Annotated in this window: 25 protein-coding genes and 1 pseudogene; 18 read left to right on the forward strand and 8 right to left on the reverse strand. The window is 70.5% G+C overall.

What is annotated here, in order from left to right; translation table 11 throughout:
- The first annotated feature begins 351 nt into the window (after positions 1 to 351).
- A complete protein-coding gene (locus ACFVS6_RS34695; RefSeq protein WP_389710333.1) occupies positions 352 to 933 on the forward strand; it encodes a YdeI family protein in 582 nt (193 codons plus the stop codon).
- A gap of 652 nt (positions 934 to 1,585) precedes the next feature.
- On the opposite strand, the gene ACFVS6_RS34700 is transcribed toward ACFVS6_RS34695, so the two are convergent.
- Complete coding sequence (locus ACFVS6_RS34700) at positions 1,586 to 1,954, reverse strand: ester cyclase (RefSeq protein WP_389710335.1); 369 nt, start codon at positions 1,952 to 1,954, stop codon at positions 1,586 to 1,588.
- Positions 1,955 to 2,048: 94 nt separating this feature from the next.
- Between ACFVS6_RS34700 and ACFVS6_RS34705 the strand changes: the two genes are divergently transcribed.
- Positions 2,049 to 2,642: a TetR/AcrR family transcriptional regulator gene (locus ACFVS6_RS34705; protein ID WP_389710337.1), complete on the forward strand. Its 594-nt coding sequence runs from the start codon at positions 2,049 to 2,051 to the stop codon at positions 2,640 to 2,642.
- A 385-nt stretch (positions 2,643 to 3,027) separates the two neighbouring features.
- On the opposite strand, the gene ACFVS6_RS34710 is transcribed toward ACFVS6_RS34705, so the two are convergent.
- Positions 3,028 to 3,885, reverse strand: a complete 858-nt coding sequence (locus ACFVS6_RS34710; protein ID WP_389710339.1) for an NAD(P)H-binding protein — start codon at positions 3,883 to 3,885, stop codon at positions 3,028 to 3,030.
- A 149-nt stretch (positions 3,886 to 4,034) separates the two neighbouring features.
- On the opposite strand from ACFVS6_RS34710, the gene ACFVS6_RS34715 reads away from it, so the two are divergent.
- From ACFVS6_RS34715 to ACFVS6_RS34735, 5 genes and pseudogenes are all read left to right on the forward strand, one after another.
- The gene (locus tag ACFVS6_RS34715) at positions 4,035 to 5,030 is read left to right on the forward strand and encodes a cupin domain-containing protein (RefSeq protein ID WP_389710340.1); all 996 of its coding nucleotides are present in this window, start codon (positions 4,035 to 4,037) and stop codon (positions 5,028 to 5,030) included.
- A gap of 22 nt (positions 5,031 to 5,052) precedes the next feature.
- A pseudogene (locus ACFVS6_RS34720) lies at positions 5,053 to 5,346 on the forward strand (SDR family oxidoreductase); the annotation flags it as partial.
- A 57-nt stretch (positions 5,347 to 5,403) separates the two neighbouring features.
- Positions 5,404 to 5,841 (forward strand): NUDIX domain-containing protein, encoded by a 438-nt coding sequence (locus ACFVS6_RS34725; RefSeq protein ID WP_389710380.1) that lies wholly within the window; start codon positions 5,404 to 5,406, stop codon positions 5,839 to 5,841.
- A 92-nt stretch (positions 5,842 to 5,933) separates the two neighbouring features.
- Positions 5,934 to 6,182 carry a hypothetical protein gene (locus tag ACFVS6_RS34730; RefSeq protein WP_389710342.1) on the forward strand — a complete coding sequence of 83 codons (249 nt, stop codon included), beginning with the start codon at positions 5,934 to 5,936 and terminating at the stop codon, positions 6,180 to 6,182.
- 4 nt (positions 6,183 to 6,186) lie between these two features.
- Complete coding sequence (locus tag ACFVS6_RS34735; protein ID WP_389710344.1) at positions 6,187 to 6,633, forward strand: hypothetical protein; 447 nt, start codon at positions 6,187 to 6,189, stop codon at positions 6,631 to 6,633.
- Between the two features lie 26 nt (positions 6,634 to 6,659).
- On the opposite strand, the gene ACFVS6_RS34740 is transcribed toward ACFVS6_RS34735, so the two are convergent.
- Positions 6,660 to 7,811, reverse strand: a complete 1,152-nt coding sequence (locus ACFVS6_RS34740) for a HEAT repeat domain-containing protein (RefSeq protein WP_389710346.1) — start codon at positions 7,809 to 7,811, stop codon at positions 6,660 to 6,662.
- Positions 7,812 to 8,028: 217 nt separating this feature from the next.
- Here ACFVS6_RS34740 and ACFVS6_RS34745 point away from each other — a divergent pair, with 217 nt between their 5' ends.
- The 7 genes from ACFVS6_RS34745 to ACFVS6_RS34775 all read left to right on the forward strand — a co-directional run bounded on the left by ACFVS6_RS34745 (position 8,029) and on the right by ACFVS6_RS34775 (position 14,740).
- Positions 8,029 to 9,174 (forward strand): hypothetical protein, encoded by a 1,146-nt coding sequence (locus ACFVS6_RS34745; protein WP_389710348.1) that lies wholly within the window; start codon positions 8,029 to 8,031, stop codon positions 9,172 to 9,174.
- A 233-nt stretch (positions 9,175 to 9,407) separates the two neighbouring features.
- Positions 9,408 to 10,082 (forward strand): DUF4253 domain-containing protein, encoded by a 675-nt coding sequence (locus ACFVS6_RS34750; RefSeq protein WP_389710350.1) that lies wholly within the window; start codon positions 9,408 to 9,410, stop codon positions 10,080 to 10,082.
- 464 nt (positions 10,083 to 10,546) lie between these two features.
- On the forward strand, positions 10,547 to 10,975 hold the full coding sequence (locus ACFVS6_RS34755; RefSeq protein ID WP_389710352.1) for a hypothetical protein: 429 nt from the start codon (positions 10,547 to 10,549) through the stop codon (positions 10,973 to 10,975).
- Between the two features lie 28 nt (positions 10,976 to 11,003).
- Positions 11,004 to 11,234, forward strand: coding sequence for a hypothetical protein (locus ACFVS6_RS34760; protein WP_389710354.1), 231 nt, complete (start codon positions 11,004 to 11,006; stop codon positions 11,232 to 11,234).
- 1,103 nt (positions 11,235 to 12,337) lie between these two features.
- Positions 12,338 to 12,553, forward strand: coding sequence for a hypothetical protein (locus ACFVS6_RS34765; protein WP_389710382.1), 216 nt, complete (start codon positions 12,338 to 12,340; stop codon positions 12,551 to 12,553).
- A 393-nt stretch (positions 12,554 to 12,946) separates the two neighbouring features.
- Entirely contained in the window at positions 12,947 to 14,137 is a 1,191-nt protein-coding gene (locus tag ACFVS6_RS34770; RefSeq protein ID WP_389710356.1) for a DegT/DnrJ/EryC1/StrS family aminotransferase, read from the forward strand.
- Between the two features lie 279 nt (positions 14,138 to 14,416).
- Entirely contained in the window at positions 14,417 to 14,740 is a 324-nt protein-coding gene (locus ACFVS6_RS34775) for a hypothetical protein (RefSeq protein ID WP_389710358.1), read from the forward strand.
- Between the two features lie 92 nt (positions 14,741 to 14,832).
- Here ACFVS6_RS34775 and ACFVS6_RS34780 read toward each other — a convergent pair whose 3' ends face one another.
- Positions 14,833 to 15,060, reverse strand: a complete 228-nt coding sequence (locus ACFVS6_RS34780) for a hypothetical protein (RefSeq protein ID WP_389710360.1) — start codon at positions 15,058 to 15,060, stop codon at positions 14,833 to 14,835.
- A 128-nt stretch (positions 15,061 to 15,188) separates the two neighbouring features.
- Between ACFVS6_RS34780 and ACFVS6_RS34785 the strand changes: the two genes are divergently transcribed.
- Complete coding sequence (locus ACFVS6_RS34785) at positions 15,189 to 15,881, forward strand: response regulator transcription factor (RefSeq protein WP_389710362.1); 693 nt, start codon at positions 15,189 to 15,191, stop codon at positions 15,879 to 15,881.
- A complete protein-coding gene (locus ACFVS6_RS34790; RefSeq protein ID WP_389710364.1) occupies positions 15,878 to 17,329 on the forward strand; it encodes an ATP-binding protein in 1,452 nt (483 codons plus the stop codon). The genes ACFVS6_RS34785 and ACFVS6_RS34790 overlap by 4 nt, the downstream gene beginning before the upstream one ends.
- A 199-nt stretch (positions 17,330 to 17,528) precedes the next feature.
- Here ACFVS6_RS34790 and ACFVS6_RS34795 read toward each other — a convergent pair whose 3' ends face one another.
- Positions 17,529 to 19,679, reverse strand: coding sequence for an MMPL family transporter (locus tag ACFVS6_RS34795; RefSeq protein WP_389710366.1), 2,151 nt, complete (start codon positions 19,677 to 19,679; stop codon positions 17,529 to 17,531).
- A gap of 422 nt (positions 19,680 to 20,101) precedes the next feature.
- Positions 20,102 to 20,767, reverse strand: coding sequence for a hypothetical protein (locus tag ACFVS6_RS34800; RefSeq protein WP_389710368.1), 666 nt, complete (start codon positions 20,765 to 20,767; stop codon positions 20,102 to 20,104).
- Between the two features lie 86 nt (positions 20,768 to 20,853).
- On the opposite strand from ACFVS6_RS34800, the gene ACFVS6_RS34805 reads away from it, so the two are divergent.
- Complete coding sequence (locus ACFVS6_RS34805) at positions 20,854 to 21,360, forward strand: hypothetical protein (protein WP_389710370.1); 507 nt, start codon at positions 20,854 to 20,856, stop codon at positions 21,358 to 21,360.
- A 37-nt stretch (positions 21,361 to 21,397) separates the two neighbouring features.
- Here ACFVS6_RS34805 and ACFVS6_RS34810 read toward each other — a convergent pair whose 3' ends face one another.
- On the reverse strand, positions 21,398 to 21,775 hold the full coding sequence (locus tag ACFVS6_RS34810) for a hypothetical protein (RefSeq protein WP_389710372.1): 378 nt from the start codon (positions 21,773 to 21,775) through the stop codon (positions 21,398 to 21,400).
- Positions 21,776 to 21,956: 181 nt separating this feature from the next.
- On the opposite strand from ACFVS6_RS34810, the gene ACFVS6_RS34815 reads away from it, so the two are divergent.
- Entirely contained in the window at positions 21,957 to 22,331 is a 375-nt protein-coding gene (locus tag ACFVS6_RS34815) for a hypothetical protein (RefSeq protein ID WP_389710374.1), read from the forward strand.
- On the opposite strand, the gene ACFVS6_RS34820 is transcribed toward ACFVS6_RS34815, so the two are convergent.
- On the reverse strand, positions 22,276 to 23,547 hold a 1,272-nt coding region (locus ACFVS6_RS34820), incomplete at its 5' end, for an MFS transporter (RefSeq protein ID WP_389710376.1). The genes ACFVS6_RS34815 and ACFVS6_RS34820 overlap by 56 nt on opposite strands.

Genomic DNA, 23,547 nt, shown 5'->3' on the forward strand with positions numbered 1-23,547 from the left:
GGTCGGTCGTGGACGCTTCACCGCAAGCGCTTCTACGTCGACCCCGAGACGACGAGTTCGATTTCGAAGCCGGCGGCTGGGCCGGGTGGCCACCCTCAAGCCCGTGCTTTCCTTTTGGTCATGCCCCCACCCGACGGCCCCCGCCCGGCCTGACGATCCCGCTTGGAGTGATCCCGGCGAAGGCCGCCAACGCCATGGTCATCAGGACACTGAGCCCGACATCAAGCTCGTTCGGGGGTGGCCGGCTTCCAAAGGAGTGCCTGTTCACCTCCCCGGTGGAGGAGGCGAAATTCGGCGACGGGGGCCGATATAGGTCAAAAACTGTCCTATATGGCCTCTAGTCTGCGGTTCATGCAGAAATACGAGGACGGCGTCGAGATTCTTGTCCCCGCGAGCCCGGCCGAGTTGGAGGCATGGCTCGACGAGCATCACGGGGAGCGGACCGCGCTCTGGGTGAAGATCGCCAAGAAGCATACGGGCATCCCGTCCCTCACCTGGGAAGAGATGGTCGACACGGTGCTCTGCTTCGGCTGGATCGACGGTCTGCGGCGCGGCTTCGACGACACGTACTTCCTGCAGCGCACGACACCCCGCCGCCCCCGTTCGCCCTGGTCTCGGGTGAACGTCGACAAGGCCGAGGGCCTGATCGCCGAGGGGCGGATGCGCCCCCGCGGCCTCGCCGAGGTCGAGGCGGCGCGGACGGACGGTCGCTGGGCGACGGCATACGCCTCGCAGAAGAACGCCACCGCACCGCCGGATCTCGTCGAGGCGCTCGACGCGAACCCGACGGCGCGGGCGTTCTACGAGACGCTCGGCAAGTCCAACCAGTTCGCCCTGTACCTCAGCCTGGTCACCGCCCGCACCGAGAAGACCCGGCTGGCCCGCCTGGAGCGGATGGTGGGGATGATGGCGAGGTCCGAGCGGCCATCATGATCAACGGTCCTGAGGGTCCAGCGGGTCCGACTCCCGCCCAGAAGGCCCTCGGCGGATGACGCGCCCGCGCGGGCGGCTGGATTCACCTCAGAACCTTGCCCGTCCGCCGCGCTCACCCGCGCGGCCGAAGCCGGCCGCGAAGCACGCCCGTGTGCGCAGCGTCGCCGAGGGCGCCCCCCGGCGCGTCGAGCGGGACCTCGACCTGGCCTACGTGCGGCGGGAGCCGGCCATCGCCCCGCCGTGCCGGTGCGGCGGCGCATCGAGGTGTACGGCGGCGTCGTCGCAGTCCGAACACGCGAACGTCCTCTCCGTGCAGCCGCAGGTGGGCGCAGCGCCAGGCCGGCGGGTCAGGCTCGCGGGGGTCGCGTGAGCTCGCGGTCGCGTTTCCGGGCCTCTCCAGGGCGACGTCCCGCCGCTGGTCCGCGCCGTGCGGGGAAGCACCTGATCCACTGCCCGCCCGGTTCGGTGGGTGGTGATGCGGGGGATGGAGAGCCACTGCTCGAGAACGACCGGCTCAACCACGTCGGCCACCTGTGGGTCCTTCGCCCTCCCTCAGCGGCTCGCGGTGATGCGGCGGCGGGCGGTGCGGGTGCGGGACCAAGGTGGTTGAACGCGCGGGCCGAGATGTCGGGGGCGGATGTGGCATGGCCGGTCAGAAGGGTTCGGCGACGACCCAGTGCTCCACCAGTTGCCCGGCGACGACGCGCACCATGTCCATCCCCGTCACCTCGAACCGCAGGCCTGTCGGGGGGCGGCCGAAGAAGTCCCCGGTGTGGGTGCCGGTGATCCGGTAGTGGTTCGCCACCCACTCGCCGTCCTCGACACTGCGCACCGTGGCGACGTCGAAGTCGGGTACGCCCGCAAGGATGCTCTCCCACTTGTCGCGCCACCGCGTGCGGTCGCTCTCGGTTCCCTGGTCGAGGGACAGGGGCGCGATGTACTGCAGGGCGGCGTCGAATTCGCCACGGGCACGCAGGGCGTTGATGGCGTGAACCACCTCGGTCGGACCAGGAGTTGACATGCGTAGTCCTGCCTTCCCGAAAGCGGGGAGTATCCCCGGTTTTCTGTCCGTGCCACAATACGAGGACAGTCCCCGGATAGGCAACGGGAGTGACATGACAGGCCGACCCACTCGCCAGGACGCCCAGCGCAACCGTGCGCGGCTGCTCGACGTCGCGTCCCAGGTCTTCCACGAGGCCGGTGCCGACGCCTCCCTCGACCTGATCGCCGAACGTGCCGGCGTCGCGAACGCGACGTTGTACCGGCACTTTCCGACCCGTCGGCTCCTGGTGAGCGCCGTCTACGCCCGAACCATCGACGCGCTCTGCGCCGAGGCCCGGACGCGGGCCGAGGAGGGCGGTGTCGATGCCCTGTTCGCCTGGTTCGGCGCCGTCGTGGAGCACATGCTTGCCAGCCGGGGCCTGCGTGACACCTTCATCGCCGCCTACGCACTCGCGCCCGAGGAGTCGACCGCGGAGGTGGACGAGTGGCACGAGCGCATCAGCGCGGCCGCCGAGCCGCTCTTCATCCGCGCGCAGCAGCAGGACCTGGTCGATCCGGCACTGTCCTGGCCCGAGGTCCTGGCCCTCGTGACCGCCGTGGCCGGCGCCGCCGGGGAGGACCGCGGGGCCGCGCAGCGCATGCTCGCGGTCATCACCGCCGGCCTCCGCCCACCGCTGCAACCCGGCCCTACGATCGGGCGTTCCTGAGTCAGGGCCGGCCGGTAAGGGTGTGTTCCAGGGCGGTGCGGATGATCTGCCCGGCGGTGACGACCTGGGCGGCGAGGGGGCCCGCGTTCGTCCAGGGCCTCAGGGGTCGCCGCCCGCCTGGCGATCGGCCCCCAGCCCCACCGGTCGGTCCGGGCTTCGAGCACTTGAACGTCCGGAAGGTTCGTCCAGTACACCCCCTGGGTCAGCGGGACCGCGAGGGCCTCGGGCAGGACGACGCACAGCCGGCCCGGCAGCCCGGCCCCGCCGTGCGGGCCTATCCCGCCGAGTGTCTGCCCGGCCCGCGCGGCACCCCCGGGGATCGCCTCCCCCTCCCGCCGGAGGCCGCGCTGCTCCAACAGGGTTGGGGCGTCCAAGGGGTGAGTCGTCAGGGCTTGGGAACGGCGGAGAAGTCGGTCCTTTCGACGTAGGCGGTGAAATCCCGCGGCGCGCGGCCCAGCGCTTCGCGGACCCCGTCGGCGGGTTCGGCTCCGCGCTCTTCGCGGATGTGACGGAAGAGGTCCACCACCTCCTGAGCAGCCTCGGCCGGGAATCCCGCGGCCGTGAGCCGGTTCCGGTATGCCTGGTCGGTGACGGGAGTGAAGCGCAGGTCAGGCCGGTCAGCGGCACGGGCGATCTCCGCTACGGCGTCGGCGAAGCTGAGCGAGCGCGGGCCGGTCAGGACGTAGGTCCGTCCGGTGTGGCCGTCCTCGGTGAGAGCTACGGCCGCGACCTCGGCCAGGTCGTCCAGGTCGACGAACGCCTCGCGGCCCTCGCCGGTGGGCAGGCGCAGTTCGCCCTCTTGCAACAGGGCGGCGAACAGGTCGAGTTCCGTGAAGTTCTGGGCGAACCAGGTCGGGCGCAGGATCGTCCAGTCCAGGCCGGAAGCCTGCACGGCCTCTTCCGTGGCGAGGCGGCCAGGCATCTCGCCCCAGACCCGGGCTGAGAGCAGGACGAGGCGCCGCACCCCGGCGTCCTTGGCCGCCGCGGCGAAGCCCGCTGTCTGCGCGGGTGCGTCCGGCCCCTGGGAATCGACCAGGTACACCGCGTCGATGTCCTGGAGAGCCGCGGTCCAGGTGCTCCGATCGGACCAGTCGAATTCGATGGGGCCGCGACGGGACGCGAGGGCGGGTTCGACGCCTCGGGAGCGCAGGGCCTCGGCGACGCGTCGGCCGGTCTTGCCGGTGCTGCCGAGGACGAGGACGCGGCGGATGTCGGGGATGCGGGGTGTGCTGGTGTTCGTCATGTATGCCAGGAAACCGCATCGGGAGCGTACGATCGATGGCAGAAACGCTCATTTCGATGTCCGGGCGTCTCATCGCCAGGGTTCGTGGACCGGGCGCGCGACCGGATGGCGCGCAGGATGCCCCGGGCGCACGGTGCGAGAGGAACGGCATGGACGATGCGCTGTCGAGCCTACTGAGCGACGTCCGCCCGCAAGGGGCGGTCTTCGACCAGTCCGTGGTCAATCCGCCCTGGTCGATGCGGTTCGTCGACGGGGCGCCGCTCGTCCTGCTCGCAATGCTGAAAGGCGACGCGTGGCTGCTGCCGGACGACGGGGAACCAATCGAGCTGCGGCAGGGAGACATCGCGATTCTCACCGGATCCGATCCCTACACCATCGCCGATACACCCACCGGCCGGCCCCGGATCCTCGTCCACGAGGGCGACAGGTGCACCACTTCCGACGGCGCCCTGGTGATCGGCGACGGCCTGCCCATGTGCGGAGACGGGCCGCACGGTCCCGGCACGGGATCAGTCCTGCTCAAGGGCACCTACGAGGTCCGCGGAAGCGTGTCGGCCCGCGTCCTGGACGCCCTTCCTCGAACGGCGCTCATCCCGGCATGCACCGACACACGCCCCGCCCTGACCATGGTCGAAGCCGAACTGCACCGGGACGTACCGGGCCGCCAAGTCATCCTCGACAGGCTCTTCGACCTCCTGCTCGTCACCGGCCTCCGCGAATGGTTCGACCGCCCGGAGGCCCGAACGCCCCTCTGGTACCGAGCCCAACGCGACGACCCGGACATCGGGCAGGCACTCAAACTGATCCACGAGAACCCAGCCCACACATGGACCGTCGCAAGCCTGGCCGACAAGGCAGGCATGTCCCGCGCACAGTTCGCCCGTCGCTTCTCCTCCGCCGTCGGCCAATCCCCCATGGCATACGTCACCGAATGGCGGATCTGTTGCGCGGCGGACCTCCTCGCGCGGACCGACGACACGGTCGACACCATCGCCCGCCGCGTCGGCTACGCCAACGCGTACGCCCTGAGCGTCGCCTTCCAGCGCACCATGAGCCTGCGCCCGAGCGAGCACCGCACCCGCACCCGCACTCGCCCGGGCGGGTCCCTGACAGAGGCACCGCCACCCGGCACCGGCAGGTCCTGACTCAAGGATGGCCCGCGGCTGAATGCGACAGGATCCACCGGGGCGCGGGCGCGAAGTGACCGCCCGCCGGGCGGTGGCCGGGAGCCTCGACGGTCATGGTCAACTGGGCCCGTACGGGGTCTGCGTCAACACGGTCATGCCCGGCGCCATCCAGATCGAGGCCGGGAACGCCGTCCCCGCCCGGCACCGCGCGCGTCCGGAGGACCGGATCAAGCGACGGTGCGTCCCTCGCCGTGGACGGCCCGAAGGCGTCGCGGCCCTGATGGCGTTCCTCATGGGCCCCTCGGCCTCGTTCGCCACTGGCCGATCCGTCCACGTCGACGGTGGCCGGCTGCTGCACCGAGACCGTCAACAAGCAAGGAGACAGAACGAAATGATCGAACGAGTCCGCGCCGTCCTCGTCACCACTGACGACACGATGCTGGTCATCCGTCGCACCAAGCCCGGCATCCCGGTGTACTGGGTCCTACCCGGTGGTGGTGTCGAACCAGGCGACGGGTCCCGGGAGGCCGCCCTTCACCGCGAGGTCCACGAGGAGATCGCGGGGAAGGCCGACATCGTCCGGATCCTCCACACGATGGAGTCCGACGAGGAGCGTCAGCTCTTCTACCTGGCCCGCATCGCCACCTGGTCCTTCGAGGACCGCACCGGTCCCGAGTTCAGCGCCGAGGGCCGCGGTGAGTACGCGCTGGAGGAGATCCCGCTGACCGTGGAGGGGCTCGACGGCATCGACCTCAAGCCCGAGGAGATCGTCCACGTCCTCCGGGGCGCCATCGGCGCAGGCACCCTTCAAACAGAGGCTGCGAAGTAGCCGTCCGTCTTTGTGGATTGCCGTCGGGACCAACGCCGAGGTGCGTCGGCCCCGACGGCGCCTACGGTGTGCTGCGACTGCTGGGAGCGGCCATGGCCACCATCGACTCCGGCGCGTCCGGTTCGGATCGCAGACCACCGCCCCGCCACCGGGCGCCGGTAGCCCTCCTCGGCGCGACCCGTGCCCAGGTCCTCCTGCTGATCGCCGGCCACGCAGAGGCGACGACCAACGATCTCGTCGACGAACCCTCAGCAAGTGCCGCCACCGTCTCCCACCGCACGAGCGTGCTGCGGCATTCGGCGCTGATCACCACCCGCCGCGACCGGCCTGGTCCGCGATGACGAAGTGGTGGTGTGGGACCCGGAGGGAGGCCGGTCGTCGTTCGAGGGGTTGCAGCGTCGGGCCGCCGCCCGCGCCCGCACCGCGCCCGCACCGGCCGCCCGCCTGCCCGCCCGCTACGTCGCCTTCGACCTCCTTCCGCAGGACGGCGCCGAGCGGCTCACGCTGCCCCAGCGCGAGCGCCGCCGCCTTGAGGTGCTGTTCGCGGCCCGTGCGCTGACCGCCCCGTGGGCTCTCTGCCCCATGACCACTGACGTCGCCAAGGCGCGGGAGTGGTTGGAGACCTGGACGGATGTGTCCGGCGTCGAGGGCCGGTTGCAGACAGGGTTGGGCATTGACCGCTGTGTCGCCGTGTCGACGGTCGGTCAATTCTCCCCTTGCCGAACGTCGGACAATTGCGCTCCGTCTCACGCCCAGCCGCTGTTCGGTCAGGTCGACCGACGGGGTTGGTAGTGACTCGGTCGAGACGAGCGTCGAGCTCAGGTCGATGTGGTGCGCGCGCGAATGCGGTGCGCGGTCCGTAGTCCCTGCTTGGCGGCGGTTGCCACGAGGCCGCCGAGGGTTGTTCTGGCGAGGTCGTGGGCGGCGAGGCGTCCCAGTGCCGGCAGGGCCCGGTCGTCGGCGGTGGAACCGAGAGCGCGGCAGGCCAGTGCTCGGAGGTCCGGGTCGGGATCGGTGGTGAGGGCGATCAGGTCGTCCACCACCGGCGGGCCGAAGGCGGCGATCGCTGAGGCGAGATGACTGGCCTTCGGGTTCCGGCGTTCGATCATGGCCTGCCAGAGCGCGGCGAGTGCCTGGTCGCCGCCGATTTGGCTGAGTGCCAGGGCGGCTCTGCTGCGTACCCAGTCGGTCTCGTCGTTCAGCCGGGCTGTCAGGGCGGGTACGGCGGCGTGTTCCTCAAGGAGGCCGAGCGCCTCGCAGGCACCTTCGCGGACCATCGGATCGGGATGCTCCAGCAGGGCGGTGATCAGCGGAACGGCCCGGCGGAAGCCGAGTTCGGCACAGGCGAGGGCCGACCACCGCACCCCGCGGTGCCCGGTGTCGGCGAGCGCGCGCAGGAGGCCCGGTTCGACGCTCGCGTCGCCGAAGAGGACAATTCGGTTGAGTGCCTTGGTCCAGACGGTGACGTCCTGCGTCCGGTGGTCGGAGGCGACCTCGGACAGGGCCGCCAGGGCCTGCGGATGGCCGAGCTCGGCCCACTCCAGCAGGGCGTCGATCGCCCGCAGCCGGATCGTGCGGTTCCTGCTCAGCTCGGCTGCGTGAACGGTCACGAGGGATGCCGGCCCGTCCGGCAGGTGGCCGAGTGCGTCCCCGAGCGGGCCGGTGAGCCGTGGTTCGAGCTCGCCCAACCGCAAGGCCAGGGGGCCGATTCGGGTGCCGACGTCCGCGTCGTAGTGGCCGTCGCCCCGCAGGTTCGCGGCCAGCTTGGCGACCGTACGGAACAGCAGCCATGCGTGGTCCGGTGGGGAATCAGCGAGGGCGTCGAGTCGGCCGGACATCGCCGCGGTGACGGCGGTCGGCGGGCGACCGGTGGCCTGCAGGACCGCCTCCGCCCAGGCGAGTGGCTCGCCCTGTCGCTCGTAGAGCAGGCGACCCCACAGGCGGAGGACGGCGTCACGGCGGTCGGTCATCCCAGGATCGTTCCAGCAGGGAACACCGGCAGCCAACGGGTTTTCCTCGCGGTCGGTCGGATACCGGATCATCTCGGCATTGCTCCGGCAGCTTTTGTCTGCGAGCACCGTCAACGGTCGGCGTTCCCCTGGGGAATCGTGACCGCCAGGGTGGGGAGGTACCGGCTCTGGCGCTGATTCTTTGACGGCCGCAGGCGGCAGACATTGGAGATGCCCCGTGGTGGTCGACGATGATGTTGGGATGACGGATCAGGGCTCCGCCGCAATTCCGGCACGGGTGTTCGATGAGGAGCGCATACCCGTGCTCCTCGGTGGCTCGGCGATCGCCGGACCGTTCCTGGTGGGGGGCGCCGACATCGTCGTAGGCCAGGCGGGGATGGTGATCACCCTGGAGGCGGGTGACGCACCCACCAGGAGCGGTGTGTGGAGCGCTGAGGAGATACGTCTGATCGGGCCCGCACCGGCCCCGGTCACGGAGCGACTGATGGGGTCGCCCTGGGACAAGGCAGGAAGCGCGTCGCTGATTCACATCGCGGTCCGTCTCGGAGAAGAGGTCCTGGACCTGGGCACTGCCGACGTGAGCCAGGCCAGCACATCCGACGGCGTTCTCACCCACTGCGAACTGCGTTTTGAAGCACCCTTGAGCCGACAGCTCCTCAGCCTGGTCCGCCCACCACGTTCCCCGGTGGACCTGCCTGGCCTGGAGTGGCTCAGGAATGTGAACGGTGACCGTGCGGCAGCGCTGGAACAGTTCGTCACCGGCTGGTACCCCGCCGCCGGCGCCACCGAACCACCTGCAGTCTGTTCTCCGTCACGCCTACCTGCTGGACTGAAGCACTTGTACCAGCTCGCGAAGGACCGGCCGGGTGCCCTCGGAATCCAGAACAGCATCCTGCCCGAGCCGGACCTGCACACCGACCACCTGGGCGAGATGCTTGTCTTCGGCGCCGAGAACCAAGGAGGGTTCTTCTGGTCACTGCTGTGGACGCTCGACGGACCTGAGGCCGATCCGACCGTCTGGTTCCGCGAATTCGCCGAGGAACCGATCGCCGAGCAGGAACCGCTCAGCGGATTCCTGATCCAGTTCTCCCTCTTCGAGGCTTCCATGGGGGCCGACTACCTGGCCCTGCCGCGCAGACTCACGGCAACACAGGTCGCTCAGCTCACCCAAGCACTGCACCTCGTACCCCTGCGTCCCTTCTGCGCCTGGGCACCCACCCACTTCTACGTGGCTCCCGGACTCGTCGTGCATGTCAGCAGCCAGGACGGCGAACAGTTCAACGTCTGGGCCGGCGCCACCCACCGAAGCGCCCTGGAACCGCTGTCCGACCTCCCCGTCGACTGGACCCGTTTCGACGGATGACATCAACAGCGACAGGCTGGGAAAGGTCAGGAGAAGCAGGATCGATCGCACGGACCCTCCCAGTGACACCCCCTGCCCGCAGCACCAGCATCCGGCCCGTGCACCCTGAATCCCGATCGAGCCTCCATGGCCTGCTCCCACCCGGCCGGATGGTCACATCCGATGAAGGCGACGGAGATCGACAGCCCTTGTGGCTCAGTGACGGGCCGGCCGCGCCTGACCTGTGGACGCGCATGTACACCGAACACGCACGTTCCGGCTTGTGGCCGCTGCTCCTCGACGCGCTGGACCCGAACGATGCCGAGTTCCGCCCTTGGGGGTCGGGGGAGGTCTTCCCCGAGCAGATGTCCTCCCCGGCAAGCCATGATCCTGCCGGCCTGCTCGAACAGTGGTGGGCGACCCACACGGCCGTCGATGACGACGACGCGCTCGATGTCGAAGAGCGCCTTGCCGTTACGGCTCCCTTCGGAGAGGTATGGCCCGGCCTTGCTGCCGGCCGGGGGGCGGCAATGAAACCTGAGCAACTGGCATCAGAGTTCGCGGAGGCGTTCCTCACCGACTGCCCGCGGACACGTCTGGGACTGGTTGCCGCTCCGTCCGGTGCCGAAGCGCTGACAGCCGTGGGCTGGGCCGGCCCCTGCAACCACGAAAACGACACCGCGAAATTCTCTGCGGTCGTCCGGGATTGGGAACACCGCTTCGGAGCCCGTGTCGTCGCGGTCGGGTTCTCCACGCTGCACCTCAGCGTCGCCGCGCCGCCGGTGAGCGAGCATGAGGCTCTGCTGGTTGCAGCCGAGCACTTCGCGTTCTGCCCTGACAACATCTGGCAGGGCAGCAGACCGTACACACTGGCCGCGTATGCCGAGCGGATCACTGGCGCCCACCGCTGGGATTTCTGGTGGGACTGATCCGGCACTCGCTGGGTGACCGCTCGCCGGCGCGCCTGATGGGTGGCGACGGAGTCGGTCACCGGCGGCGGGGCAGCGGGGTGACAGCGCGGGCATCGTGCAGGGCGGCGCACAGGAGGCCGTCCGTCGGCCGCGACGGCGCCCAAGCCGCGACCGGCTGCGCGATGTCTCCGCCTGCCTGCTGCGGCGCGCAGGGGGCGCGCCGCTCGGGAGCCTCGCCACCGGTCACGACTGGATGACCTGGGCAGCCGTGATGGCACCGGCCCTCCCCTCGAGCATGCTGCCGGTGCTCCTGCCGAATGCCGTACTCGCTACCGGGGCGCTCCCCCCCGTCCGGGCCGGTATGGGCGCCGCCCCTGCTCGTCGTGGGCGGCGGTCCGCTGGTCCTGGCCCTTTGCGCACCCGCCCGTTCCCGAGCCGCCTGAAGCCCGACCTCGGTCCGGTGTCGTCCCGCGCCTGGCCGGGTGGTCGGCACCGCTGCCGGGACCCTCGTGGCCGTCGTGACGTTTGCCGCCCTGCGCCGTGGTGGGTGGGAGGTTCCCGTCGTACTCCTGCCGGGAGCGATGCTGCCGCTGCTCCGTGCCCGGGACTACGGCTTCCGGACGGCAGGTATCGCCCCGCTCACCCTGCTCCTGTCGGACATCAGCAACCTGGTGGGCGCGGAACGCGCCGGCCGGCTGATGGCGGACAGCCTCATCGGTCGCGGCATCGCCTTCCCGGCGGGGGTACGACCTGTGGACCAAGGCCGGCGCCGGGTGTCATCCGATCGGACGGTGGCCGGGACAACGCGTACGTACTCGCCGGGAGGGTCACTCGTCATCCGCCGGACCGGGCGGTTGCCCGACGCCGAGGTCGATCCGGTACGGGCAGGGTGGACGGGTAAGCAAGCGTGACCGAACCACAGCCACGAAGGAACGGGCCATGATCCGCACGGAGAGCTCCGCGCAGTACCAGATCCACCCGATGGCCGACCGCTACGAGGTGCGGACCCGGGAGGGGCGGGTGCGGGGCGAGTACCTCTCGCTGGACGCCGCCGAGTGGGCCGTCCGTCACCACTTCACCCCGGTCCCCGCCTCGGACTTCACCCCGGCCCCCACCTTCAACTTCGCCCCGGTCCCCGCCGTGGGCGGCGCCGCCCACGTGGGGCCGTGACCCCTCCGCACGCCTGACCTGCGGGCCCGCCGGTCCGAGAGCCGAAAAGGCGATGACGATGCCGCGCGTAGCCGCCATCGGGCCTCCACCACGAGGCCTCCGCCCGCAGGGCCCGGCGACCGGGTCCATCCGGTCGGCCACGACGAGGGCGGCCCCCTCACCCGAGCCTCGCCTCGGCGCACCCGGAACGCCTCGCCGCGCTCACCGCGCCGTTCACACCGCACCCTCGTGCCACCGGAGCCGCCCGGCGAACCGGTGCCTACCAGCGGAGGCGCGGCGCGCGTACGTCCCCGCTTCCCACTGCCGCACGGACAGAGGAAGCGGACTTCGCGGACGACGGCGCCGGAGGACTGCACACCGGCCATGAGGAGATGCTGCCGCCCCCTCCCGGTCGACGCCTGCGCGACCCGCTTCCGTGCCCCGGGCGCCGCTCATCTCGGCCCTCGCCCGGAACCTGGCCGGCCGGTACCGAGGTGGAGAGAACGCGAGGGCTACGGTTGCCGTGAATGCCCGTGGCTCCGTGGGTCCAGCCGGGACGCCGCCCCAGGACCTCCGGTTCCAGCTGTTCGGTCCGTCCTCACTGCGCGGCGAGTCCGGTTCGCCGCCGCTGCCCGCGCCGTCGGCGTGGGATCCGGGTGTGCGGCGGCCTGCTGCTCCCGCTGCTGAGCAGGGGGCGCCCTCTTCACCCTGGAGGTGCTCCAGGAAAGCGGGGCCCTCGGCGCGGTGGTACCGGCGGCGCCGACGGCCGCGGGGGCGACCATATTCGTAGGCGTGCATATTTCGTGCGCATGGCGCCTTCCCGTGCCTTGGGGGAAACCGGCCGAGCACGGGATTATTCGTCACACTCTGTTGCTCCGTGGGTGCTCTGCGGGTGCATCCTCTTCTGCATCACCTCCACAGGCCACCGGGTCGACCGGAGCCCGGCACGCGGCAGGCCACCGCCGGCACGGCCCCTACCTCGACTGCGCAGGTACGCCGCGCGCGGTTCCGTCAATGGGCGGGACCACGGACCCCGCGACCCTTCTGCTCGCGCACCGCCGACCCCGCCACTGAAACGTGAGACGGGACGCGCGCCCGCTTCGTACACTCGTCCGGTGGATGGGATGAAGTGCACGTACTGCGGCGGAACAGGCCTCGAACCCGGCTTCGTCGAGGACGCGGGGGAGGGCTCCCGCGGTTACGCCCGTTGGATCGCCGGGGCGTTGGAGCGGGGTATGTTCGGGGGCGCCAAGCGGTTGGGCCGGCCCCGCCGTCGCATCGAGGCGTACCGCTGCCCCCGCTGCGGCCACTTGGAACTCTTCGCCACCGAAGCCGTCTGACGCTGCCCGGGGGGTACGTCCGTGCCGCGCCGGCGGTCCTTCCGGCGGGATTCCTGCTCCTCGATGCGAGGCCCGGCACCGCTGCGCTCGCCGCTCGGTCGGCAGCCGGCAGGAACCGCGTTCCCGGTCGATCGAGTTGGCCGCAGCCGCGTGCGGCCGCCGCTGCGGCCGCTCCCTGTCGTTCGATCGGTCCGCCTTCCGGACGATTCGACGCCGTACCCCGCCGCGGCAACCGGCGTCCTGTTAGCCTCGAACAGGGGTGGATCCAACTGCAAATCCACTGGCCGCACACGGCGTTCCGCCGGTGCCGTTCCGCAGTCCGTTCCCACTGTCGGTCCTTCGCGGCCCGATGTGGGAGCGCCCCGTGCGGCCCGTCCGAACGGGAGCCGTCCCATGCCACACGACCTACCCGCGGCCCTGGGAGGCCGGCCCGTCCGCACCCGGCCCTTCCCCGCCTGGCCCAGCCCCTCCGCCGAGGCCCGCGCCGCCGTGAACGCGGTCTTCGACAGCGGTCACTGGTGGCAGAACGGCGACGGCGCCGCCGAACGCCTCGAAGCCGCACTGGTCGACCGGTTCGAGGTGCGCGCCGCCGTCGCGGTCACCAACGGAACGCTTGCTCTCGAAGTCGCCCTGCGCGCCGCTGGCATCGGACCGGGCGACGAGGTCATCGTCCCGGCCACCACTTTCGTGTCGTCGGCCTCGGCGGTCTCGTCGGTGGGCGCGACGCCGGTGCCCGCGGACGTGCGGCCAGACACCTTCTCCCTCGACCTTGGGTCCGCCCGCGAGAGCGTCACCGCGCGGACGAAGGCCCTGGTGGTGGTGCACCTCGGCGGCCAACCCGCCGATCTCACCGGTGCCCGGCTGCTGTGCGACGAAAAGGGGTTGCTCCTCATCGAGGACAGCGCCCAGGCGGTCGCCGCCGCATGGGACGGCCGGCCCGTCGGCTCGGCGGGCGACATGACCGCGATGAGCTTCCAGGCGGCGAAGCTGTGGCCGGGCGGCGAAGGCGGCGCCGTACTGATCCGCTCGGACGGAGCCCTGGCCGGACGGGTCGAACGCGTCGCCAACTGTGGTCGACCGAGAGGGAGTTGCGACTACGACCATCTCGAACCGGGGACCAACGCACGGATCAGCGAATTCCACGCGGCCCTGGTACTCAGCCACATGGGGGGAACCGACGCCCTGTGGCTTCGCCGGAAGGGCACGTACGAGCGCCTCGACCGGGCCCTGCCGGCCGGTGCCCTCGCGGCGGTCGATCCCCGGGTCACCCGGCACGACCACTACATGGTCCTCCTCCGACTGCCCGAGGCGGCCCTCACGGACGGGCTCGACAACGCCACCACCGTCCGCGCCCTGGCCGCCGAGGGAATCCCAGCGCGCGTCCTCTTCCCGGCATGGCACCTGCTGCCGGCGTTCCGGCCCCGGACGGGAGCCCCGAGGTCGCTGCCCGTGGCCGAGGGCGCGACGCGCAGCGCCCTGTGGCTGCACCACCGGTTGCTCCTGGATCCGGACTGCGCCGAGGACCTGCCCACCGCCTGGAGCCGTGTCACCGCCCACGCGTCACGACTGGCCGCCGGCTCGTGACCAGGAGCTGGGCGAAACCGTCGGGGAGGGCGGCGACATGGACGCGCGGGGCGGAGCAGGTCGATGCGCCACCCGCTTCCGCAACGGGCTGGAACCGGCTCCAGCTGCCCGCCGCGTTCCGGATGCGGTGGTACACGTAGCCGTCGCCGCCGATGCCCGCGACCTGAACCTGCTACTTGGCTCCTGAGCGCTCTGGTTGTCCCTGCGAGGTCTCTGGATGGGCCGCGGGACCGCGGTCCCTGTTCTGTCGCGTACAAGTTGGCATATTCGGAGCCTCTCGTGTTCACGCCGGCGGTTCGCAAGGTCAGTCCCGGTGAGATGGCCTGTCACGCTGTTTCGATGCTCGAATATCGCCCATGGCTTGCCGCGGTCCCGAAATCGATACTCGAACTGTGCGGTCACCTGCGCGCCCCATTCCCGAATCGTCTCGGCCCGTGCGCTGATCTCGCGTTCCCGCTCCTCCCGCCGCCCCGGCATCGCGCCGAGCGTCAGCTGCCCGTCGGTCATGCGGTGCGCCGGACCGGTGTGGTCGCCCCGGTCAGCCGACGCAGTACCACCGCGGTCATCGCCCAGTCCACCCGCGACCGCGAACTGCGGTGCTGATGCTCGTAGTCGCGCACCAGCCCACGGTGCAGCATCAAGAATCCCAGAGGTACGTTCCACGACCCACCGCTCGGCCTGGGGAACAAACCCGGTCAGCGCGGGATTGGCTCCATGGCTTCCACCCCGATGCCCACCTTCTCCCCGTGCGCGACGACGGCGTTCTTGAGGCCCTGGTCGACCGAGGACTTCTCCACGGCGTGGGTGTCGGCGGCGGCCTTGTCCAACAGTGCGATCCCGACGGTGTTCTCGTGCGCCGGCGCGGAGGACCCACTGTCCGGTTGCCGGGTGCGGTGCTGTTCCTCCGGTCCTCCCCAGCTCATGAGCCGCGGTGGGTTCCATTTCTTAGGCATCCGCAAAAGCGCGGTCCCCAGCGACGCTCTAATCCTGGTCTCAGGTTGATCGGGGACAATGAGCGGCAAAAACATCGACTGGAAGGGGGCGGGCCGGCGTGCGGATCATGATCGCGGATGATGACGTGGCCATCCGTGAGTCGCTGGAGCGGGTGCTCCAGGTCGAGGGATATGAGACCAGCACCGTTGCCAACGGTCTCGCCGTGCTCGACGGGCTCGGTGGGGTCGGCGGTGACACGCTGGATCTGCTGCTCCTCGACGTGATGATGCCCCGCCTCGGCGGGCTGGAGACCTGCCGGCGGTTGCGCGCCGCGGGTCGGGATCTGCCGGTGCTGATGCTGACCGCCCGTGACCAGGTCTCAGACCGGGTCGCGGGGCTGGACGCGGGCGCCGACGACTACCTGCCCAAGCCGTTCGCCACCGAGGAGTTGCTGGCCCGGGTGCGGGCCCTGCTGCGCCGGCGCACGCCGACCGACGAGGAGTCGCAGATCCTGTCGTTCGCCGACGTCCGGCTCGATCCCGACAGGTTCGAGGCGTGGCGGGGCGGGCGGCCGCTGCGTCTGACCCGGACCGAGTTCTCCCTCCTGCAGGTCCTCGTGAGCAACGCGACCCGGGTGTTGACCCGCGACGCGCTTTTCGAGGCGATCTGGGGCTTCGGCATGAGCTCCACCGCCAACAACCTCCAGGTGTACGTGAGCTACCTGCGCCGCAAGATGGAGGCCGAGGGTGAGCCGCGATTGATCTACACGCTGCGAGGCCTGGGATACACGTTGCGGGAGACCCGTCCGTGAGCGGGCCCCCCGGCCGGGAACCAGGCCGGCTGACCCGATGGTGGCGTCTGCGGTCCTTGCGGACCAGGCTGACGGTGATCGCGGCGACGGCCATCGCGGTCAGCGTGTTCGCGGCCTTCCAGGTGGCCAGCGAGCTACTGGACTGGGAGCTGCAGGACACCGCCGAGAATGTGCTACGGGCCGACTCCCGCGTCCTGGCGACGAACGCGGAACGCGCCGGTCTGGCGCAGGTCCAACTGCCGCCGTATCCCGGGTCCGGTCGGCTGGTGCGGGTCATCCTGCCCGACGGCTCGATCCGAACGCCGGCCGGCCAACCCGCTCTGCCCCCGGTCAGCGAGGACGCCGGGCGCGTGGCGCAGGGTGTGTCGGCCGACCTGATGGAGTCGAACGACAGCGACGACGACGGCTACCTCATCCACACGCTGCGGGCGGGCGACGGCGCGGTCCAGGTGGCCCGCGCCGTCGACGACAGCCCGATCAACCGGTTCGGGTTGGGCATGCTGCTGATCGGGCTGCTCTGCGTGGTCGGCGGCGCCCTTGTCGGGCGGACCGTGGCGCGGACAGGGCTCGCACCGATCGACCGGCTGACCGCCGCTGCGGTACGTGTCGCGCACACCCAGGATTTCGACGCCGACATCCCGGATGAGGGCGGTGGGGAGATCCGGCGGCTGATCCAGTCGATCAACGACATGCTCGCCGCGCTCCGGAACTCCCGGCGGGCCCAGCGGCTGCTCGCCGAGGACGCCGCCCACGAGCTCAAGACCCCGCTCACCAGCCTGCGCCTCAACGTCGAGCTGCTGATCCGGCTCGATCGGCGCGGCACCCTGGACAGCGCACTGCCGGCGGAGAGCCGGACCCGGCTGCTCAACGATCTCGGCGCCCAGGTGACCGAGTTGAGCACCCTTGCCGCCGAGCTGACCGACCTGGCGCGCGGTGACACCAGCGACGAGAGCACCGAGGTGCTCGACCTCGCCGACGTGGTGGCGGCCGCCGCGACCCGGGCGCGTTCGCGCGCGCCCGAGATGGAGGTCACGCTCGACGTGACCTCCGTGTGGGTGAGCGGGCGTCCCGCTGCGCTCGAGCGGGCGGTGCTCAACCTAATCGACAACGCCGGCAAGTGGTCCCCCGCGGACCGTCCGGTCCAGGTCCGGCTCCGTGCCGAGGGCTCGTCGGCGGTGGTCGAGGTGGACGACGCCGGGCCGGGCATCGACGCCGCCGACGTACCGCGGGTGTTCGACCGGTTCTACCGTGCCGACAGCGCCCGGGCGTTGCCGGGATCCGGTCTGGGGCTGTCGATCGTGCAGCGGGTCGTCGACGCCCACGGCGGCCGGGCCACCGTCGCCCGCTCCGCACGCGGTGGCGCGCTGCTTCGGGTCGACCTTCCGGCCGAGGCCCCGTCCGCCCCGATCGCGCGACTCACCGCCGGGGAGGACTCCGCGGTGCGCTGACCCGCCCCGGCGGCGCAGCGCGGGACAAGGGACGGCGGCCCTCGGGCATGGCCCTGCACGGCTCACCTGCGGGGCGGGACACCGCGATGCGCCTACCTCGGCCCGGCGCGTGGCGCAGGACCAAAGGGCGGCGGTCGCGGGCCCATGAAATCCGGGACGGGCCTGGGGCCCGTCCCGGAACTCGTCCGTGCCGCCGCGCTCACCGTTGCAGCGCGAGCTCCTCGTCGTCGGCGAGAGGCTTTTGACCCTCCAGCAGCTCCGCCGCCGGACGGGACAGCCTGCTCGGCCACCATATCCGCCGGCCGATCAGCAGGGTGAGGGCGGGCACCAGGACCGACCGCACCAGCAGGGCGTCGAGCAGCACACCGAAGGCCACCAGGAACCCGACCTCGATCAGCATCACCAGCGGAAGTGTGACGAGGACCGCGAACGTGGCCGCCAGGACCAGGCCTGCCGAGGTGATGACGCCACCGGTGGCTGAGAGGGCTTTGAGCATGCCCTCCTTGGTGCCGAGACGCACGGTCTCCTCCCGGGCCCGGCTGGCCAGGAAGATGTTGTAGTCGACGCCGAGCGCGACCAGGAACAGGAATGCCAGCAGTGGCACCGAGGAGTCGACACCCTTGAAGCCGAGGATCGTGTCGAAGACGAACACGCTGCCGCCGAAGGCTGCGGCGAATGAGACGATCACGGTGGCCATCAAGACCAGCGGGGCCACGATCGCGCGCAGCAGCAGCGCGAGGACGATCAGGACGACGGCGAGCACCAGCGGTATCACCAGCTTCTCGTCGCGCTCGGTGGTCACCTGGGTGTCGAGGTTCTCCGCACTCGGCCCGCCGACGATCGACTCCGCCCCGCTCACCGCGTGCACGGCGGTGCGCACCCGCTTGATCGTGTCGTACTCCGCGACGGTGTCCGGCGCGTCCTTCGGGAACACGGAGATGTTGGCCCAGCCACCGCTGGTCTGCTCCGGGATGGCCAGGGCCACGCCGCGAGTTGCTCTGACGACGTCGAGCACCCGCTCCTGGTGCGCCGGCCGCGTGAAGACCGTCATCGGCCGGCCGCCGAGCTCCGGAAAGTGCTGGCGGAGAACGGTGAAGCCGGTGACCGACTCCGGCGCGGACAGGAACTGGTCCTGCTCCCGCAGGGCGCCGGTGTTGCCCGCCAGCCCCAGGGCGAGCGCGCCGAGGACTCCGAGCGAGCCGAGCGTCGCCACCCACCGGCGGCGGCTGATGGCGGTGCCGAGCCGTCCCCACAGCCCCGGCTTCTCCTCCATGGCCGTGCTGAACCGCGGGATGGCCGGCCAGAAGATCCGCCTGCCGAGCACCACGAGCACCGCCGGGAACAGCGTCAGCATGGCCATCAGCGCGCAGAGGATGCCGGCCGCGCCGATCGGGCCCAACCCGCTGGTGCTGTTCAGGTCGGCGACGAGCAGGCAGAGCAGGCCGGCGACCACGGTGGCCGCGGACGCCACGATGGCCGGCGCCGCGCCGCGTAGCGCGTGGGCCATCGCGACCCGGACGTTCTCATGGTGGTGCAGTGCCTCCCGATACCGAGCGATGAGCAACAGCGCGTAGTCCGTGCCGACGCCGAACACCAGGATCGTCAGCAGCGCCGAGTTCTGGTCGTTGACCACGATGCCGAAGCCCTTGACGAGCAGGTAGACGGTCCCCATCGCGGTCAGTGCGGCCGCGCCGACGGCCACCAGCGGGATGATCCACAACACCGGGCTGCGGTAGGTGAGGATGAGCAGGAGCGTGACAACGATGACGGTGGTGAGGAGGACCTGCACGTCGATGCCGTCGAAGACGGCATCCATGTCGCCGTCGATCGCGGCCGGGCCGGTCACGTCGAGTTCCAGGCCGGAGGGGCGGTCCTTCGCGGCGTCACGCAACGGGCCGACGATGTCCTCCGGTGCGCCGTAGGTCGTACTCACCTCGAGGGTGAACACCATCGCCTTGCGGTCGGCGGAGGGGCTCGTCGGTGAGCCCTCTTCGTCCTCGCCGGCTGCCGCCGTCGCCTTCGGCGGATACCGCTTGGCGAGGGCGTTGTAGTGGCGCTCGACCGTCGCACGGTCGGCGTCGGTCATACCGCCGTCGCGGTGGTACACGAAGACGAACGTGTTGTTGTCACCGCCGGGGAGACTGTCGTCCAGCACCGCCACCTTGGTGGACTCGGCACTGGCCGGCAGGGTGTCCACGGCGCTGTCGGTGGTGACCGAGCTCAACTTTCCACTCAGCGGCACCATGCCCGCCGCCAGCACCAGCCACAGGCCAATCACCAACCATGGCACCCACCGGCCTGCCAACCGACCGGCCGGCGCTTCCCCGGACGGCGCTGCGTTGACTGCCATCACTAGCCTCCTACATACGGGTTGCATCGCTTGTCTGGACGCCTACTTCCTACCGAGCGAACCTGAGACGACAGTTAGAGGGCTGATGCGAGTTTTGCCTGATGTCCGACTCTGTTCTGGGATCAGCGTGCAGGTCAGGGCTGTGAACGACGCCGGTTGCGCGGCGAGGACGAACAAATCGACTGGGATGCGGCCTGGCGGGCGTGTTGAGGTCTATCCGTATCCCGGGAGCCGGCGGCCGCGCGCAGGGGTACATGTACCGGTATGACGCGTCAACGGATCCGGCGGCCCCTGGCCGTGGAACGGGCGCGGCAGGTTGTCGACGGGTACGCGCCGCTCAAGGTCATGCTGCGACAGGTGGTCTCCGTCCAGTTGTTACCTGTCTCACCGCCACGAGTGGTTCGGTCACCTCTTTCAGCGCCTCAACTCTGCGGATAGCCGATCTCGGCAAGGTCGCCCGCGAGGTCGTCGAGGGTGACGTCAGGGTTCAACGCAGTGAGTACCGCTTCGGTCAGGGGGCGCAAGGCAAAAACATGGCGGACAGCCTCCAAACTGATGGTGGTCTCGTAGTAGTCCTCGGCCCACTGCTGAAACGCCTCTGCCGAGCGATCCGCGAGCAACCGGAACAGGCGCCCAGCGCCATCCGGGTCGCCTACCGGGTTTTCAGGGAAGTCGATCGCCCCCGTCTTCCAAGCATCGTCACCCGCCTCGCGCCAGATGCATGCCGTAAGGACAGGCATGCCGTCCTCGTCAGAGAACGCAGGTTCCTGGACACATGGACGGAAGACCTCGGGAACCTCGTCGAGTACGCCGGGCCACGGCCCGTCCTCGGCATGAGGACTCATAGGGGATTCATGGGCGAACCCCCGGATGTACGCGCCGGCGGCCGCGAAGACGATCGAGTACTCATCACCCGATCCGTCGCGCATCGAGGCCATCGACTCGGTCTCGGACCACCGGGCATTGAAGGAGTGGTAGCGATCGCCCCACTCGGGACTCAAGGCCGCCTCCAGCATGGCCATGGAACGGCAATGATCTCGGAGGACGTCCATCTCGGGCAGCTGCCGAGCAATGTCATGAACGGTCACGTGGTCATCCAAGCGCACGCCTCGGACACTCCGTCCCCGCGGCCGGTCACTGTCTCGCGAGGCAGCGAAACGGTGGAGAACAGGTCATGTACCGGCTCGCAGCCGAGGACGTGCTGCCGAACACGCCGCCGATGTACCGCCGACTGTCCTCGCCGCCGGCCCAGGCCCGCCGAGAGGACAGCTTCCCCGATCCGATCGACACCGTCCGCGAGGTCGACGCCCCGCCGGCCTGGCCGAGGCCGGACGCCTTCGTGAAGGGATGCCCGATCGGTTCCGGCTGGACCGTGCCCAGGACCAGGAGCACGGCGGCCCCGTACGTCGCCGCGGCAAAGGCACCCTGCAACAGCAGCTGTCCGGCTGGCTCGAGTTCGCGGGCATGGCCGTGCTCGTGGTCCGCGGCTTCAGCCGTGCTACGGCGGTGCGCCACGACCGTCTGCGCGGAACTGGCCTTCCGGTCCCTGCTCAGTGCGCTCGTGCGGTTCGCCGTGCCGCTGTCACCTGCGCACTACGGGCGCCTCGGCAGCCTTGGCGCGGTGTTCGGAAGTGGATCCTGCGCACGCGTCGAAGTCGCCGAAGAGCAGCTGGCGGGCTGATCAGGAGCCGGGTGAGGGGATCAAGGTTTTGAAGTGGCTACCCATGGCGCTGTGCGCGGACGCGGCGCACGTGCTTCACCGTCACCGCCGTCGGGAGGCCGGTCAGGAGGAGTGACAGCCCGACCGGGAGCACTCCCGTCCACACGGTCGGCGAGACGTATGCGGTGCCGGATGTGCCGTCCACCAGCCACGCACGGACGGGTTGCGAATTGATGTCGCCCTCGACGGGGACCTTGAACGGCGAGCCGCCGTCGTCCGGGGTGAAGGCGCCCGAGCAGTGCTCTGACGTTCCCGCATTGGCCACTGTGTTGTCGTACGTCCGGCACTCGGTTTCGGTCACGGTCCCGGGCCTGCCCCAGAGCGCCGCCCGGAACTCCTGGGTGAAGTTGGTCAGCACGAGGTATGCCAGAAGCAACCCGAGCAGACAGGCCGGCGCCAGCCATGGCGCGGGTCCGACCTGTTTCGGGCGTCCGTCCACAACGTCCCCACCCTGGCTCATCGGCACCCTCGGATCGTCGACGGACCTCCATGGTGACCGACCCGGAGCACCCTCGGAAGCCCTCCGCCCCGACCACGACCCCCGGTAGCCGGCCCTCTTGTCGGCGATTTCCGCGGTCCACCGCAAGGGCGCCACCCCCACGGACCACGCACGCGCCGCACTCCGTGTCTTCCGTGGCACTCCGTCAACCCCGCCGTCCATGCGCAGGCGTAGGACCGGACCTGCGTCACCAGGTTCTCTTCAAGCATCACGCCGGCCGCGTCGGTTCCGTCGCGAGAGGCCTTCACCCCGCCCGACCCAGGAGGCGGCGGAAAGCAGCAGGAGGTCCGGCCGGCTGCCACGGCCATCGGTACGTCGTACCTGCTGTCGAGCTGGTAGCGGACCACCGAGAGGCCGGTACCCATGTCGGCGGCCGTTCACGATCCGTCCGGATCGTCCGGGGTCGCCGGCGTTTCGGTGTCCGTGGAAGTGACGCGGCGCAGGGTGCGGATCGCCGGGATGGAGAGCAACGCGACGGACCCCGCGAGGCAGGTGCCCGCCGAGACCAGGAGCAGCCCCTCCGGCGGGGCCAGTTCAGTGGCCGGTCCCGCCAGGATCTGGCCGAGCGCGATCCCGGACACCGAGCCGGCCAGCTCGTACGCGGTGACCCGGTTGAGCACTGCGGGTGGTGTGTGGGTCTGCACGCTCGTCGCCCACATCACCGACCAGAACGCCCAGGCGCCGCCGCCGAGGACGTGGCCCGCCAGCAGTACGGGCAGCCCCGCGCCCAACGCCACGCAGAGCGGCAGCACGGTGAACAGCGCCATGGCGACGGCACCGGCGGCCAGCGGCCGGGCGGGGCGCAGTCGCAGTGCCAAGAGGCCGCCGAGCACGGTTCCGACGCCCATGGAGGAGACGGCCAGGCCATAGGCATTCGGGCCGAGTCGGGCTCCGATCAGCGCAGAGCCCAGCGGCACCAGTGGGCCGAAGAGCAGTACGCCGTAAGCCACCCAGATCAGGATCACCGCCCACATCCAGGTGCGGGAGCGGAACTCCTGCCATCCCCGGCGCAGGTCGCCGCGGAGCGAACCCCACGTGGGAGCAGGGGAGTCGGCGTCGGTCGAGGTCCCCTTGAACCCTTCGGCGGGCGCAAGGCGGATCAGGGCCAAACACAGGGCGCTGAGCACGAAGGTGCCGGCATCGATCGCGTAAACGGCCCCCGCGCCGGTCAGCACGATCAGCAGCCCCGCCAGGGCGGGGCCGAGCAGGTGGGCGAGGGCGTCGGCGACCTTGAGCGTGGCGTTGGCCCGCTGCGGTTCCCGCGCGACCAGCGGAACCATCCCGTTCACCCCGGGCTGGAACATCGCGACGGCCCCACCGGCCAGTGCCGCCATGGTCACCAGCAGCCAGAACGGCGGCGTGCCGGCGAAGAACGCGACGGCCAGCACACCCTGGGTGAGCACCCGGACCAGGTCCGCGCCGACCATCATCCGCCGCGCTCCGACGCGGTCGGCGAACACGCCGCCGAACAGGACGAGGAGAACGAACGTCCCGGTCCACGTGCCGAGGACGAGGCCGACCCCGGAGATCCCGTACAGCGGGCCGACCGCGAGCGCGGCGGCCACCGGCATCATCGCGTCGCCGAGCAACGAGACCGCGCGGGCGGTGAAGTAGAGCGTGAACCGTCGGTCCCACAACGAGGTGGCGGT

The organism is Streptomyces sp. NPDC057939 (assembly GCF_042887545.1).
In the GTDB taxonomy this organism is placed as follows: Bacteria; Actinomycetota; Actinomycetes; order Streptomycetales; family Streptomycetaceae; genus Streptomyces.

Excerpts from the sequence above, each read along its gene's own strand:
- ACFVS6_RS34695 (WP_389710333.1), top strand. The coding sequence starts at position 352 with ATGCAGAAATACGAGGACGGCGTCGAGATTCTTGTCCCCGCGAGCCCG.
- ACFVS6_RS34700 (WP_389710335.1), bottom strand. The coding sequence starts at position 1,954 with ATGTCAACTCCTGGTCCGACCGAGGTGGTTCACGCCATCAACGCCCTG.
- ACFVS6_RS34705 (WP_389710337.1), top strand. The coding sequence starts at position 2,049 with ATGACAGGCCGACCCACTCGCCAGGACGCCCAGCGCAACCGTGCGCGG.
- ACFVS6_RS34710 (WP_389710339.1), bottom strand. The coding sequence starts at position 3,885 with ATGACGAACACCAGCACACCCCGCATCCCCGACATCCGCCGCGTCCTC.
- ACFVS6_RS34715 (WP_389710340.1), top strand. The coding sequence starts at position 4,035 with ATGGACGATGCGCTGTCGAGCCTACTGAGCGACGTCCGCCCGCAAGGG.
- ACFVS6_RS34725 (WP_389710380.1), top strand. The coding sequence starts at position 5,404 with ATGATCGAACGAGTCCGCGCCGTCCTCGTCACCACTGACGACACGATG.
- ACFVS6_RS34730 (WP_389710342.1), top strand. The coding sequence starts at position 5,934 with ATGGCCACCATCGACTCCGGCGCGTCCGGTTCGGATCGCAGACCACCG.
- ACFVS6_RS34740 (WP_389710346.1), bottom strand. The coding sequence starts at position 7,811 with ATGACCGACCGCCGTGACGCCGTCCTCCGCCTGTGGGGTCGCCTGCTC.
- ACFVS6_RS34750 (WP_389710350.1), top strand. The coding sequence starts at position 9,408 with ATGTACACCGAACACGCACGTTCCGGCTTGTGGCCGCTGCTCCTCGAC.
- ACFVS6_RS34760 (WP_389710354.1), top strand. The coding sequence starts at position 11,004 with ATGATCCGCACGGAGAGCTCCGCGCAGTACCAGATCCACCCGATGGCC.
- ACFVS6_RS34765 (WP_389710382.1), top strand. The coding sequence starts at position 12,338 with ATGAAGTGCACGTACTGCGGCGGAACAGGCCTCGAACCCGGCTTCGTC.
- ACFVS6_RS34770 (WP_389710356.1), top strand. The coding sequence starts at position 12,947 with ATGCCACACGACCTACCCGCGGCCCTGGGAGGCCGGCCCGTCCGCACC.
- ACFVS6_RS34780 (WP_389710360.1), bottom strand. The coding sequence starts at position 15,060 with ATGAGCTGGGGAGGACCGGAGGAACAGCACCGCACCCGGCAACCGGAC.
- ACFVS6_RS34795 (WP_389710366.1), bottom strand. The coding sequence starts at position 19,679 with ATGGCAGTCAACGCAGCGCCGTCCGGGGAAGCGCCGGCCGGTCGGTTG.
- ACFVS6_RS34805 (WP_389710370.1), top strand. The coding sequence starts at position 20,854 with ATGTACCGGCTCGCAGCCGAGGACGTGCTGCCGAACACGCCGCCGATG.